A 15,679-nucleotide genomic window follows, 5' to 3' on the forward strand; every position below is an offset into this window, starting at 1 on the left:
AATTGTTTATCTTTACTTAATTTACTTCGTTTCATACTTAAATTTTAACAAATTTAAGTTATCTAGGACAGCCCCTAGTTTTTTATATCATTAGTAAATTAATTGTAAAATAAATGTAAATATTATTGACAAATTTGGTATTTATACTATACTTATAATTGTAAAGATGATTTACGGTAGCTGATAGAAAAAAGGAGATAAACTATGACTAAAAAATTATTTATTTTGATAATAACTTTAATTTCTGCTTCAAGTCTTTTTGCTGATTGGGTAGTTCCTGTTTCATCATTACCTCAAAAATCAAGAAATTTTATAGCACAAATATATCCGGATGCACAGATATGGGAAATAGAAAGAGATGACGGAAAATTTGAAGTGAAATTATCAAATGGTGTACAAATAGATTTTTTACAGAACGGACAATGGAGTAGTATAGATGGCGAATATACTGCTGTGCCTTTTAATGCTTTACCTGAAAATGTGGCAAATACAATAAGAAATGTATATCCTCAAACTATGATAATAGATGTAGAAAAAGAGTGGGGCAATTATAAAGTAAAATTAAATAATTTCATGGAATTATTTATATCATCTCATGGACAATTAATGGGACAGAAATATGATGATTAATGGTTTTGATTGGGCAATTATTTTATGAAAAATACTAAATAAAAAAGAGAGAGCTATTTTTTAGTTCTCTCTTATTTTTTATAATGTTTATCAATAATAATATTATTTGTTGTCAGGTTTTAATGAAGCTTTTAAATTTGATAAAAATTCTTCTTCGTCCATAGACATTTCTTCAGGCAAATTTTTACTCATTTCTTCTAAAAATACAGAAGGAGTACATTCAACTTTTCTTCCCATTTTTGTTCTGCTTCTGCAGTATGTTAAAGTTAAATGTTTTTTAGCCCTAGTCATAGCTACATAACAAAGTCTTCTTTCTTCTTCAAGTCCATTTTCATCTAAACTTTTTTGATGAGGCATTATACCGTCTTCCATACCGCATATATAAACATAAGGGAACTCTAATCCTTTTGCAGCATGTATACTCATAAGCATTATGCCTTTCTTTTTATCCTCATCATCATTTTGTTCTTCTATGCTCATAAGTAATATTCTATCTAAATAATTTTTTAATGTAGCATTCTTATTTGATTTTTCATATTCAAGTATGCCGTTCATAAGAGATTCTACATTCTCCATTTTTTTGGCACCTTGTTCTTTGGTATCGCTTGAATTTAATACTTCATTATGATATGCAATAACATCTAAAAACTTATTTATATTATCATATAGTTTAGGACGTTCTAAATCATTTTTATCAACTGTAAATAGATTATGATAATGTTCTATAACCTCAAGAAAATCTTTTATACCAGCTTTTGCCTTTGGAGAAATTTCATCTATACTTTCATAATTAAGTAAAGTTTGATATAAAGATACCCCGTTTTTTATACTTGTTTCATTTAAATTATTTATTGCAACTGCTCCGATTCCTCTTTTAGGTATATTTATAACTCTAAGCAAAGAAACTTCATCTTCAGGATTAACGAATAAATTTAAATAAGCTAGTATATCTTTTATTTCTTTTCTTTCATAAAACTGAAAAGCACCTACTACAGTATAAGGTAAACCTCTAAGTCTGAATGCTTCTTCAAATAGTCTTGATTGAGCATTCATTCTAAAGAGTACAGCAAAATCTTCATAATTTAATCTTTTGCTTATAGAATAATTTATTATAGAGTCTGCTACAAATTGAGCTTCTTCTCTTTCATCTTCGCAAGGCATTATAACAGGAGGTATTCCTTCTTCTCCTTCGGCAACAACTTGTTTATTTTTCCTTTGTGTATTATTACTTATTACAGAATGAGCAGCTTCAAGTATAGCTTTTGTACTTCTGTAATTTTTTGTAAGAGTTACTATTTTTGCATCTGGATATTCATTTTCAAATGATAATATATTTGATACATCTGCTCCTCTAAATGCATATATACTTTGGTCGTCATCTCCTACAACGGCGATATTTCTGTATTTTGAAGCAAGCAAACTTGTAAGCTTATACTGGGCAAAATTTGTATCTTGATATTCGTCTACCATTATATATCTGAATCTTTCCTGATATTTTTCGAGAACATCTGGAAATTCTATATATAAATCTATTGTAAGATTGATAAGATCATTAAAATCAACTGCATTATATCCTTTTAAATAATGCTGATAAACTTCATATACTCTTTTAGCAATTTTCTCTAAATCGTCATGAGGTTCTACTTCATAAGGCTTCATCAAGTTATTTTTAAATCTGTCTATATACCAAGCAAATAAATTTTCATCATAATTTAGAGTATTGATTTTTATTTCTCTTAAAATATTTCTTATTAAAGTACGGCTGTCTGATGAAGAATATATACTAAAATTATTTTTATATCCTAATTTATCAATATCTCCTTTCAACACTCTCACACAGAAAGAGTGGAAAGTACTTACTACTAATTGTTTTGGTTTTTCTTTTAATAGTTTTGTTATACGTTCACGCATTTCAGCTGCAGCTTTATTTGTAAAAGTAACAGCTAGTATCTGGCTAGGAAGAATGCCATGTTTTATTAAATATGCAATTCTCTCTGTTATTACTCTAGTTTTACCAGAACCAGCACCAGCCAATGCAAGTAATGGGCCGTCAATATGTTCTACTGCCTGTCTTTGTTCTTCATTTAACATTAATGCCATAGTTTAAATACCTCTCATTTTGAAGAGTTATTATATACCATATTGAAATAATGTAAAATTTTTAATATTGAAATTTATTTATTGCTTATATGCTTAAATAAGCATTATTTATATAGGCATAATTATTATTTTTTATAAAATTATTATATATAGTAAAAATCATTCGTAAAAATAATATATTAAAAATTAAAATATATTTGCAAAAATATTTGAAAATGATACTATAATAAATACTACTTATCAAAAGCAAATGTATGAGGATATAAAATGAATATAGAAAATATCAATGATATAAGAAAAAAAGTAAAAACTGTAAAAATTGGCGATGTATTAATAGGAGGAAATAATCCTATAAGTATTCAATCTATGACAAATACTGATACTAGAAACGTAAAAGATACAGTTAATCAGATAAAATCTCTTGAAGATGCTGGTGTTGATATAGTAAGGCTTGCAGTTTTAGACATTGATGCTGCAAAGGCTATTAAAGAAATAAAAAAACAAACTAGGGTTCCTTTGATTGCTGATATACATTTTGATCATCGTTTAGCTTTAGAGAGTATGGAAAGCGGTATTGATTCTTTAAGACTTAATCCCGGTAATATAAAAGACAAAGAAAAAGTAAAAGAAGTTATTAAAGAAGCTAAAAATAGAAATCTTACTATACGTGTTGGTGTAAATGGCGGAAGTTTAGACAGAAGCATATATAAAGAAGTAACTCCAGAAAACATGGTTAAAAGTGCTGCTGATCATATAAAATTGATGGAAGATTTAGATTTTACTAATATAAAAGTTTCTTTAAAATCTTCTGATATAAAAACTACAATAGATGCTAATATATTATTTAGAGAAAAATTTAATTATCCTATACATTTAGGTGTAACAGAAGCTGGAACTTTAAGAAGCTCACTAATAAAAAGTACAAGTGCTTTATCATACTTAATAATGCATGGAATAGGGGATACTATAAGATATTCTATAACAGGGGATCCAGTTGAAGAAGTTATGGCTGGAAAAATGCTTCTTAAATTTTTAGGTATAAGAAATGAGCCTTCTATAGAAATAATATCATGTCCTACTTGCGGAAGATGTCAGGTTAATGTTGAAGAAGTAGCCAGCTTTATAGAAAAACATGTTCAGAATATCAAAAAGAATATTACAATAGCTATTATGGGTTGTGTTGTTAATGGCCCAGGTGAGGCAAGACATGCTGATTTTGGTGTTGCTGGTACTGCTGACGGCAATTTTATATTCTTTGAAAAGACTAATGAACCTATAAAAGTTTCTAGGGATAATATTATTGATTTCCTTACAAAAAGAATAGAAGAATTTTAATATTTACTGCAAATATATTGTATCAAAATCTATTTGGTATTTAAGTTTGGAAAATATTTTCTCTGCCCGCCCTTTAGGCTTATTAATTTATTTTGCATTTTTATTTTTTATTTCTTTAAAACCTAACCAAAAATAAAAATTCCCGCCCTAAATTTACTGCGTTTCTTTACGCACGTTGAACAAAGCTATATTATTAATCTAATCAATAATTCTAATTTTTATTATAAGGAAATAATATTTTTACCGTGCGTTGAATAGATTTTTTAACTTAATACAAACTTGGGTGGGTGTGCTTTTTAGTTAAGATATTGAAGAAAAATAAAATCTTAATTTGTTATTGAAGTTGTAAAGAATAAAGGGCGGGGATTAGAAAAAACAAAAAAGAAATAATTTATTTATTTTGTGTAATTCTAAAAACGCTTTAACCCCTTATTATTGAAAGATATAATATATTAATTTTATATAAAATTAAATAATGTAAATCAATAATATTTACTCAACTTTTCCCGTGGCACACCACAGGCGGACTTTGTCAAATTTGCAAAAGCACATACTATTTTTATATTACAATTTGAATCTTATTACATGATGGATAATAAAAAATATTAATAATGTTACAATAATGGACTTATTTTTCAAACGCTTCAAATCCTTGTAATTGTAAGGAAATATAAAAGTCTTGTATCGTATTAATAACTGCAAACGCTTGAAAGCCTGTTACATGAGGGAAATAAAAATAGTAATAATAGTACTATAACAGACTGATTTTTCAAACGCTTCAAATCCTTATTTTTGGAAGGGGAAGAATTGTCCAATAATAAAATTAATGCTGATTTTATGATTTTTAAAAATATTTTAGAGTAAGTATTTATTAGTTTATAAAAATCTAAAATTCTTATTGAATTTAATTTAAAATATTGTATAGTATAATAAATTTATAAATACATTTAAATTTTAATTTAAATGTTTAAATACATTTAAAAAATAATACGTTTGATATAGCTTTTTATATGAAAATATCAATATAATGAAATAAACATGAAAATGTTTAGAATAAAAAAAATCAAAAAAAGGAGTTTTACTATGAGTAAAAAAATTTCAACAATCTTTTTAAGCCTATTTTTAATAGGTATTTTATCAGTAAGCTGTTCCAATGCTGACAAAACAGGAGCTGGTGACGGAAATTCAACAGTAGATAATTCAAAAGGCATAGAACAATTCAACGGTAATACTTATGTATCAAAAGATAGTTTTGATGTTTCAAGTGTAATACCAGGTTTAACAACAGCATATTTATGGGTATCAGTTAAAGATGGTAAAATTGCTACGCTTCCTAATAATAATAATAATACAGCTCCAGTTTTTGAAGGAAGATATATGACTGGTCCAATAACAGGTTCAGGAACGGATTATACTTTTGATGCTGGAGACGGTAAAACAAAAGGTACTTTAAAATTTTCTGATACTTCTGTAACAGTTATATTTACAAAAAATACAGTAATGCCTAGCTTTGAAAATAAAGATATAGTTTGTAATATAAAAAAATAATAATCAATCATATTTTCATTTAAATGGCTTTGCTTGAAATTTTCAGGTAAAGCCTTTATTTTTGCAAAACATAAAAAATCAAAAATTATGACAAATTTTGTCGCAAACATATTTTATAATTAAATCATAATCAAAATTAAAAAGGAGGCTTTTATGGCTCAAAATTTTTACTGTGAATATTGCGGTGCTAAATATTCTTCAATAGCTTCATTAACTAATGGGTATTGTCTAAAGCACCCTAACGGACCCAATAAAGGAAAGCATAAACTTTATGAAGGCGGTGAAAAGTCAGAATATTTTTGCAAGTATTGCGGGGCTAAAAATAAATCTTTACAGTCATTAGTAAACGGTTATTGTCTCAAGCATCCTAATGGTCCTAACAAAGGAAAGCATTCGCCTGCTTTATAATTGAGGGGGATTAATGAATTATACAATTGAAGATTTAAAAAATACTTGGCAATTTCCATTCGAGAGATCAAATGAAATTATAAAAGATATTTTTTCTATCATATCAAAATATGCCAATAATGATATGCTTGAAAAATATCGTGATTATATCAAGAAAAATACTTTTAATGAAGATTGTCCTTTTAATATATTTGAACTTATTTCTGATACATATTACAAAGAAAATTTTCATTCTGATATAATAGCAAAACTTTTAGAGCATGAAAGAGTATTAAAAAATTTTCTTGATTTTATAGATGTTGATAGTTCTAAATATTTGAATAATGATTATTCAGTTGTAAGAGAAGAAAATAAAATTGATATTTTAATTAAATCTGATACAAACTGCATAATTATAGAAAATAAACTTAGATGGGCTAAAGATATGAATGAACAATTATCAAGATATTATAATAATTGTATAGAAAATAATTTAGAAGTTGATAAAATAGTATATTTATCGCCTAATACATTGAAACAGCCTACATCTCAAAGTATTGGAAATATACCAAAAGAAAAAATAGAAATCATATATGGATATGATGGAGAAGATGAAGATTTTTATACTAAAGTAATAGAAAATAGTTTAAATGATTTAATAAAACATAATGAAGCTAAAGAATGGATATTATTAGCAGAACATTATTTAAAAATATTAAGAGAAACAGGAGTAACTAAAATGGATAAATTAACACAAGATTTTTATAAAGAAATAATAAATAATACAGATGAATACGAAAAAATAAAATTAATAGCTGATATGTATAATAATTTGATTCTAGCTCGTATTAATAACTTAGTTTCAAGATTTAAAGGTGCTAATTGGAACAATGAATGTTTTTACAGAGATTTTGAAAGTAAGAAAAGAGGACTTAATTATGCTATAGATATATACGTGGATAATGATTATTATTGGTTCAATTTATTTTCAAGAGGAGAAGATACAGGAGATGATCCAAAACTTATAAAAGAATGGGAGCAGGACAATAAAGATATAGAAGCTTGGCTTAAAAAACATAATTTATTTGACGATACTTTTTATTTTGACGGAAGATGGACAAAGGAATTTAAGTTTCCGCAGCAGGAAAAAGAGTTGTATGATTTTACTGAAAAAGTTATACAACTATTAGAAAAAGATGTTGAAAGTATATGCAGTAAATAAGATTCATATATTTTAACGCACGGTGAGTAAAGCTAAAAAATAAAATTAAATGCTGTTTTATTTTTTACTATTTAATAAAAATAAAATTAATCGTGCGTTGAATAAGTTTTAAAGTTAATAAATATTTGGGCGGGTGCTTTATTTTCTAATTTAACTAAAAAATAAATAGGAGTTAATATTTGTTAAATAAGCAATATATATTAAAGGGTGGGGTATGTAATAAAAGTTTTTGCTTGAAGTTTTTTAAGTAAAGACTTTTATTTTGAAAAATAAAAAATTATGATAAATTTCATCTCTATAATAATATATAATTAAATTATGGCTCAAAATTTTTACTGTTAATACTGAGATGTTAAATATTCTTCAATAGCTTCAATAGCTTCATTAACTAATAGTTATTGTATCAATCATACTAATGGTCCTAATAAGGGGAAGCATTCATCTACATTGTAACAATAAATTATATATTTTTGTAATATGCTTGATTTTATAAATTAAAAACTTATAATTTAGCTGTTATCAAATAAATTTGAGTTTCTAGTTATTTAATTATAATTAGAAACTCAAAATTTTTATAAAGGCTTAATTATGAATAAAAAAAATTTATCATTTTCTTTTATATTATTTTTTATATCTGTTTTTTCTACATATCAAATTTCTTATGCTGATACAAAAACTTCTATTAGTGTTCCTGAATATGGTACTGGTATTAATAAAAGTTGGAATAATAAATTTTGTGTTGGATTTGTGAAGGTTACTAAAAATGGAATATCTTTAGGTGAAACTCAGATGAAAGTGTTGGGTTCAAGAAATACTTACAGAGAGAAGGGTAGTTTATTAATAATATTACCTTTGATAGATTTTTATATCGAAAGTGAAATACCGGCAAAACATATAGTTCAAATGAAATATGCTGAATTTTCAATACATTCAATATTAAATAAAGAAAATTCTGATAAGACTATAATATTTAAAACATCTGATTTTAGATATGAAAGATCTTCACTTCATATAGAGGCAACTATTACTATAGATGAAGATGTTTATACTATAAAGGGTACACTAACACATGATCCTAAGATGAGAGAATAAAGTTTAGTAATGAACATAAAACGCACGGTGAATAAAACGAAAAATATAATTAAGCAGCATTTTATTAATTACTATTTGATAATAGTAATTAATCGTGCGTTAAATAAATTTATTCAATCTAATCAAAACTTGGGTGGGTGCTTTATTTTCTAATTTAATTAAAAAAGAAATTGAAGTTAATATTTTTAAATCGGCAATATATATTAAAGGGTGGGGTATGTAATAAAAGTTTTAAAATTTAATTACATTTGCCCGCCCTTTATATTTATAAATTTAATTTTGTATTTATATATTATATTTCTTTAAAATTAATTCTGATATTATAAAACCCACCCAAGTGTTATTTAAATTTATCATATTTACTCCGCACGCTGAATGCATTTTTTATACTAGCTGATTTAATAATATAATTTAAATTAAATAAAAAAAATCTGCTTACCGTGCGTTTAATAAATAGAATAAAAAATAATTTATATTTATCTATTTAATTAATTATTATTTGGTTTATAATATGATGATAAGTTTAATTAAATAATAGGTGTTAAAAATATAAATGGCTAATCACATAGGAACAGATCTCACAGAAGCAAAAGTTGTTCCCACATTATTAAAACTTTTGATACCAATATTATTATCCAATATGCTTAATGTTGTATATAATATAGTAGATAGTATTTGGATAGGTAATATTATAGGGCCGCTTGGACTTTCTGCAGTTGCGATAAGCTTTCCAATAATGCTTATAATGGGTTCTTTTGCCTTCGGTGTTAATATGGCTAATGGTGTTATAGTGTCACAATATTATGGTGCTAAAGATTATGATACAGTAACTCATGTTATAAGAGTATCTACCACTTTGGGGGTTATAATACTTATTACAGTTGGTTCTTTACTATTAATATTTTCTAGAAACATACTTGTAATAATGAAAACTCCTGAAAATGCTATGGATATGGCATTGATATATTTAAGAATATCTATTTTAGGCATGCCTTTTGCTTATACTTACTTCTTTATTTCTTCTATATTAAGAGCTGTAGGTGATAGTGTAAGACCATTAATATTTTTGATCGTATCATCTATAATTAATATAATATTAGATCCTATACTTATAAAAGGTTTTTGGATAATACCAGCAATGGGACTTCAAGGTGCAGCAATTGCTACTGTTATAGCTCAATTTACTTCTGTATTAATAAGTACAACATATCTAATAGCTTTATAAAAATTAATCCTTTTATATTTACATTCGATTTGAATATGACTAAAAAATTACTTAAATTGGGTATTCCTATTTCATTCAATCAATTTATAGTAGCTTTCGGTTGGTTAATTATAACAAGATTAATAAGCAGTTTTGGAGAAGCAGCAAGTGCAACAGTTGCAATAGTTAATAGAGTAGAATCACTTTTTATAATGCCGGTTGGTGCTTTGGGAAATGCTGTTATGACAATGTCGGCACAGAATATCGGAGCTAAAAAATTAGATAGGGTAAAAGAAGTTTTTAAAAGCGGAATTATTATAGGGCTTATAATTTCTTCTGTTATGAGTATTTTTTCAATAACAAATCCGTACTTACTTATAAGAATGTTCACAAAAGATATGCAGGTTTTTGAATATGCTAAAAGTTATATTTATACTATAATGCCTATATTTATTTTTTATTCTGTGATGTTTGTATGTAATGGTATTATAAATGGGGCAGGAAAAACTATAGTTATAATGGCATTTAGTACAACAACTACACTCGTTTTAAGAACTATTTTAGCCTATGCTTTATCTCCTAATTTTGGACTTGTAGGTATATGGCTTTCTATGGGTATATGCTATATAATCAATACTTTCTTTAGTATGTATTATTTAAAATCCAATAAATGGCAGAAAAATTCCAATATAACATTATAGAAGTTTTATATTAAATTAATAGTATAAGCTAAAAATATAGTAATTATAAAACAATATCTAAATTTTTTTGTATTTTTTATTAAAAATATGTTTTTTTTTGTAAAAAAAGAATTATACTTATATACTGAATAAATAAATATTTAAGGAGTTTTAATATGGGTGGAACTATAGTAATAATCATAGTAGTTCTATATTTGGTAGCTATGCTTCTATAGGAGTATATTCCAGTAAAAAAATCAGCAACAGCAATGATTTTGCATTGGCTGGAAGAAATTTAGGACCTGTACTTTTGGCAGGAACTTTGGCTGCTACAAATATTGGAGGAGGTACATCATTAGGATTGGCAGAACAGGCTTTTGGTAAATGGGGACTTTCTGCAGTTTGGTATGTAATAACAGCTTCTATTGCCTATCTTGTTTTAGCATTTTTAGCTCAAAGATTCAGAAATGCAATGGTTACTACTGTATCAGAATATTTTTATAAAAGATATGGTAAAGCAAATGCATTAGTTACTTCTATAATAATGGGGCTTCCTATGATAGGTATAACAGCTGCACAGATAATAGCTTCAGCAAGTATATTAACAGTTATGACTGGCTAGAATTATAAATTATCTGTAGTAATTGTTACAATAGTAGTTACTGCTTATTCTTCTATGGGCGGACTTTGGGGAGTTGCTTTTACAGATTTGATTCAAGGTTCATTAGTATTTATAGGAAGTTTAGTTGCTATACCTTTTGCTTTGAATTATGCTGGAGGTTTTGAACATGTAGTTGCAAATTTAACACCTGCCCAAAAATCTTTTACTGCCGGTATGGGCTGGCCTACTATAATATCATTAACTATAATGTATATCGCTTCTTATTCTGTAGGCCCTGAAATTAGTCAGAGATTTTTTTCTGCAAGAGACTCTAAATCTTTAATGATAGGTTCTTTAGTCGGCGGATTAGTATGTATATTATATTCTTTATTCCCTGCATTTTTAGGTTTGATTGCCTCTAGTGTTGTTAAAGACGGACTTCTTACTTCTGAACTTCTTACTTCTGAACTTCTTACTTCTGAAGGTACTAGATATATTTTACCTGTACTTGCTATACATACAATGCCTCCTGTAATAGTTGGTTTATTATTCTCTGCATTAATATCTGCTACTATGTCATCAGCTGACTCTGATATGCTTGCAGTATCAGTAATAGCTACAAATGATATATACAAAAAATACATTAATAAAAATGCTACTGATAAACAATTACTTTTCCTTGGAAGAGCATGTATGATTGCAGTAGGACTTATATCTATGTTTATAGCTTTCAAGGCTTCAAACTTAATAACAATATTAATGTTCTCATTTAGTTTAAGAGCTGCTGGAGTATTTATACCATATTTATTTGGTAACTATACAGATAAAAAACTCTCTGCAGTTGCTAGTATGGGTTCTTTAATAGCTGGAAGTGTTGTTACAATATTCTTCCAATACAATAAAAATATTAATTTATTTGGAGTTGACCCTATAATACCTGGTATAGTTGCAAGTTTAGTAGTATTCTTAGTTCTTTCTGCTATAATACAGCCTAAGCCTGATGCTTCAGATACTGAAGAAGCTAAATAATAAAAAATAATAATTTCTTATTATTGCTAGTGATAAACTCGCCAAAATGTAGCTGACAACTTCCTTTGTCAGTTATCAGCTGCTCGTTTATCACTTTAAAACTTAATAATATTATTAATAAAAAGTGAGTCGAAGCCAGCTAGTGAGTTTACTCATAGCTTAATGCAGGCGTAGACGAGCATAACAATAATAAAAAATAAATATATAATATAAAAAAGCGTATAGAAGAATGTGTAAATCTTTTATACGCTTTTATTTTATTTATTATTCTATTTAACGCACGGTTAATTGATTATTTTTTTGATAATAAAATTAGAATTATAAATCAGCTAAATAATATAGTTTTATTTATCTTGCGGCGTAGACGAGCATAACAATAATAAAAAAAATTATTTTAAATCCCGCCCTTTAAGATTTTCTGCTATTTTAGATATTATAATTTTATTTTTTTATAATACTAAAACTGTCAAAGCACACCCGCCCAAGTTTTTATTAACTTTAAAAAATTATTTAACGCACGGTGAATGCATTTTTTTATTTTGTTTAAATTATGATTATTGATTGAATAATATTTTTTATTTTATTTTGCGTGCGTTTAATTATGTAAAGCATTATTCAAAGCAAAATCATTAGCACTATCTCTGTCTTTTTTATCATAATCTTTAAGAGGTATTTTATTTCTTATAGCTGCATATATAGTAGGAACTATTATCAAAGTGAATATGGTAGACACTGAAAGTCCTCCAAGTAATGCAATAGCTAAAGGCTTATACATTTCATTTCCGCTTCCAATACCAAGAGCCATAGGAAGTATTCCTAGTATTGTTGTAAGAGTAGTCATAAGTACAGGTCTTAATCTTCTCTTTCCGGCAAGTAATGCAGATTCATCTCCATTGATATGCTTTTCATGCATAAGCTGATTCATATAGTCGATAAGTACTATTCCATTATTAACAACAATTCCAATCAAAACTATACAGCCAATAGCACTGTAGGCACTTAATGTTGTATTGGTTATAAATAGGGCAAGAAGCGAACCAGCAAAACCAAAAGGAATTGCAAATGCTATCACAAAAGGAGCTATTAAAGATTCAAATTGACTAGCCATTATAGCATAAACTAAAACTAAAGCTAAAATCAAAGTTTGTATTAATTGAGCAAATGCTTCATTCATGTCTTCAAAATCACCGCCGTAATTTACTGATATTCCATTTGGTATGAATACATCTTTATCTATATTATTTTTTACTTCGGCTATTATTTCATTTAAAGGCCTTCCATAGGTGCTTGCTATTACAACAGTAAATCTTTTTCTGTCTTTTCTTTCTATTCTGTTTGGGCCGTAACTTTTTACTATATCAGCTATTGAGGATAAAGGTATTAAAACTCCTTTAACTGGTATGCTTATTTTTTCAACATCTTCAATTGTCACTTTGTCAATATTTTCTAATTGCACATTAACATCTACATCGGTAAAATCAGAATTTTCCGGTGTTATTGTAGTGGCAGTTCTTCCTGCAAAACTTGTATTTATAATTCTAGCAACATCATTGATTTTTAGTCCCATTTTGGCAGCTATATTCCTATTAACATAAACTTGAAGTTCTCTGTTTGATTCATCAATATCTACCATTGCCCCTCTTATTCCTTCTATATTTGATATTGCACTTACTATTCTGTTTCCAAGTTCTTTTGCTTGTTCAACATCATCTCCAAGCATTTCTATTCTTATAGCTTCCCCTCCGCTTGAGCTTGACATTGAACCTAATATTCTTACATTTATTTTTGCAGGGTATAATTGAAGTTTTTCTCTGGTTTTTTCAGAATAATAATTTATATCTCCTGTTCTTCCTGCATTTTTAGGTCTTAACTGCACTCTTATATTTGCACTGTTAGCTTCATCTCCTTTTCTTATTCTTGATTGAAGTCTTTGCAAATCGTCTTTTACTATTTCTTTTATATCATTTTCCATTAATTTAACGAATGACTGAGTTTGTTCATATTTTGTACCTATAGGCATAGTTACATTTATCATAAACTGACCTTCATCAGTTCTTGGAAATCCTTCTTTTCCTATGAATTTTAATCCTAATATAATTATTGCAAATACTAATAACATAGATGGTATTAATACAGTCTTTTTTCTTCTTATGGCGAAAGTTAAAAGTTTATTGTAAATATTAATTATATTGTTATGTATATATTTATTTGTTAAAGATTCTAATTTTGCTAAGAATTTTAATTTTTTATTTGTAACGAGTCTGGCTCCAAACATAGGTACTATTAAAAGAGCAACTAATAAAGAAGCTATCATTGATATTGTAACTGTAATACATAAATCTCTAAATATTTGACTTACCATACCTTCAAGATAAAGAAATGGTAAAAATACAGCAATGGTAGTGAAAGTAGAAGCTGAAATAGCAAGAGATACTTTTGAAGTTCCATTAACAGCAGAAGAATATTTTCCAAATCCATTATTCCTATAGTAAAATATATTTTCAAGTACAACAATAGAGTTATCAACCATCATTCCTATTCCAAGTACAAGCCCAGAAAGAGAAATAACATTTAAAGTAATTTTCATGAAATACATAAGCGTAAAAGTAACTATTATAGAAAGAGGTATTGATATTGCTATTATAGATACAGTTCTTATATTCCACATATAAATCATAAGTACAATAATAGCAAAGAGTCCTCCCTGCCAAGCAGCATCAAGTACACCTGCTATAGCCTCGTTTATACTGTCGGCAGTATTAAACATTATTTGATATTTTACGCCGTCAGGAAAATTGTATTCTTCAAGATTCTTTATAACATTTTTGGAAACTTCAACTGTATTAGCTCCGGATTCTTTGCTTACAGCTATTGATATGGAATTTTCACCATTAACTCTTATTATATTAACATCATCATCATAGCCTTGATAAACTTCTGCTAAATCTTGTATTTTTATTATTGATTTATTTTCACCGTCACCTTTTAAAGTAACAGCAGTATTTTTAATGTCGTCGATACTGGTTAATTCTCCCATAGTTCTGATAGTGTATTTATAGAATCCTTGATCGGCTTGTCCGCCAACTATAGTTTTATTATCTCTAGCAAGTGCAGAAGCTATTTCATTAATATTTATATTATAAGCTTTTAATCTATTTAAATTGACATCTATTTTTATTTGACTTTTTAATCCTCCTAATACTTCGGCCTGAGCTACACCTTTAGCCTGCTTTATTTGAGGAGCTATTTGATTGTCGGCAATATTATATAAAGCAGCTTGATCATCAATACCATAAATAGCAACTTCCATTAATGATGTATCGTCCATATTAAATTTTATTATTACAGGTTTATCAGCATTATCAGGAAGCAAATCCACAACTTGTTCTAAAGCCTCTCTTATATCTTCGGCGGCATCTGTTAAATCTGTACCCCAGTTAAATTCTATTAATACATTTGATGAGTTTTCTCTTGAAGTAGATGTTATATTTTTTATATTATTAACTGTAGCAACAGCACCTTCAACAATTTTTGTAATTGATTTTTCTATTTCTTCAGGTCCTGCATTATTATATCTTGTATGTATGCTTACATAAGGCACTTGCATACTTGGCATAAAGTCTATTGAAAGTCTTGATAGGCTTATTAATCCAAGTATAAGTATTGAAACTATAACCATAAGTATAGTTACTGGTCTTTTTACAACTAATTCTATTATTGTTTTCATAAATCTAACTGTTTTCTTAATTTTTATTTCTATAACAGATAATTTTCTAGGGGCTGTCCTAGATAACTAAAAAAGCTCCTTTTGTGCTAAATTATATATAATTTCTAATTGTTTTTCAACTTTT

General features: G+C 27.2%; 8 protein-coding genes and 2 pseudogenes. 8 read left to right on the top strand and 2 right to left on the bottom strand.

From position 1 onward, the window contains the following. The first annotated feature begins 204 nt into the window (after positions 1–204). Entirely contained in the window at positions 205–630 is a 426-nt protein-coding gene (locus tag Q0K52_RS12425; protein WP_297299877.1) for a PepSY-like domain-containing protein, read from the top strand. 102 nt (positions 631–732) lie between these two features. Here Q0K52_RS12425 and Q0K52_RS12430 read toward each other — a convergent pair whose 3' ends face one another. Then, a complete protein-coding gene (locus tag Q0K52_RS12430; protein WP_297299879.1) occupies positions 733–2,730 on the bottom strand; it encodes an ATP-dependent helicase in 1,998 nt (665 codons plus the stop codon). 267 nt (positions 2,731–2,997) lie between these two features. On the opposite strand from Q0K52_RS12430, the gene ispG reads away from it, so the two are divergent. The 7 genes and pseudogenes from ispG (at position 2,998) to Q0K52_RS12470 (ending at position 11,828) form a co-directional block, all read left to right on the top strand. Further along, positions 2,998–4,065 (top strand): flavodoxin-dependent (E)-4-hydroxy-3-methylbut-2-enyl-diphosphate synthase, encoded by a 1,068-nt coding sequence (gene ispG / locus Q0K52_RS12435; RefSeq protein ID WP_297299881.1) that lies wholly within the window; start codon positions 2,998–3,000, stop codon positions 4,063–4,065. Positions 4,066–5,148: 1,083 nt separating this feature from the next. Then, entirely contained in the window at positions 5,149–5,613 is a 465-nt protein-coding gene (locus Q0K52_RS12440) for a hypothetical protein (RefSeq protein WP_297299883.1), read from the top strand. Positions 5,614–5,766: 153 nt separating this feature from the next. Further along, a complete protein-coding gene (locus Q0K52_RS12445; RefSeq protein WP_297299885.1) occupies positions 5,767–6,021 on the top strand; it encodes a hypothetical protein in 255 nt (84 codons plus the stop codon). Between the two features lie 13 nt (positions 6,022–6,034). Beyond that, positions 6,035–7,222 (top strand): PD-(D/E)XK nuclease family protein, encoded by a 1,188-nt coding sequence (locus Q0K52_RS12450; protein WP_297299888.1) that lies wholly within the window; start codon positions 6,035–6,037, stop codon positions 7,220–7,222. Between the two features lie 588 nt (positions 7,223–7,810). Beyond that, positions 7,811–8,314: a hypothetical protein gene (locus Q0K52_RS12455; RefSeq protein WP_297299890.1), complete on the top strand. Its 504-nt coding sequence runs from the start codon at positions 7,811–7,813 to the stop codon at positions 8,312–8,314. Positions 8,315–8,867: 553 nt separating this feature from the next. Next, a pseudogene (locus tag Q0K52_RS14765) lies at positions 8,868–10,219 on the top strand (MATE family efflux transporter). Between the two features lie 301 nt (positions 10,220–10,520). Next, positions 10,521–11,828, top strand: a pseudogene (locus tag Q0K52_RS12470) (sodium:solute symporter). A 595-nt stretch (positions 11,829–12,423) separates the two neighbouring features. Here Q0K52_RS12470 and Q0K52_RS12475 read toward each other — a convergent pair. Further along, positions 12,424–15,555, bottom strand: coding sequence for an efflux RND transporter permease subunit (locus tag Q0K52_RS12475; protein ID WP_297299896.1), 3,132 nt, complete (start codon positions 15,553–15,555; stop codon positions 12,424–12,426). Between the last annotated feature and the right edge of the window lie 124 nt (positions 15,556–15,679).

Origin of the sequence: uncultured Brachyspira sp. (assembly GCF_944390845.1) — a bacterium.
In the GTDB taxonomy this organism is placed as follows: domain Bacteria; phylum Spirochaetota; class Brachyspiria; order Brachyspirales; family Brachyspiraceae; genus Brachyspira; species Brachyspira pulli.

Bases quoted from the DNA above. Each gene is read 5' to 3' on its own strand.
- Q0K52_RS12475 (WP_297299896.1), bottom strand. From the start codon at position 15,555: ATGAAAACAATAATAGAATTAGTTGTAAAAAGACCAGTAACTATACTT.
- Q0K52_RS12440 (WP_297299883.1), top strand. From the start codon at position 5,149: ATGAGTAAAAAAATTTCAACAATCTTTTTAAGCCTATTTTTAATAGGT.
- Q0K52_RS12450 (WP_297299888.1), top strand. From the start codon at position 6,035: ATGAATTATACAATTGAAGATTTAAAAAATACTTGGCAATTTCCATTC.
- ispG (WP_297299881.1), top strand. From the start codon at position 2,998: ATGAATATAGAAAATATCAATGATATAAGAAAAAAAGTAAAAACTGTA.
- Q0K52_RS12445 (WP_297299885.1), top strand. From the start codon at position 5,767: ATGGCTCAAAATTTTTACTGTGAATATTGCGGTGCTAAATATTCTTCA.
- Q0K52_RS12455 (WP_297299890.1), top strand. From the start codon at position 7,811: ATGAATAAAAAAAATTTATCATTTTCTTTTATATTATTTTTTATATCT.
- Q0K52_RS12425 (WP_297299877.1), top strand. From the start codon at position 205: ATGACTAAAAAATTATTTATTTTGATAATAACTTTAATTTCTGCTTCA.
- Q0K52_RS12430 (WP_297299879.1), bottom strand. From the start codon at position 2,730: ATGGCATTAATGTTAAATGAAGAACAAAGACAGGCAGTAGAACATATT.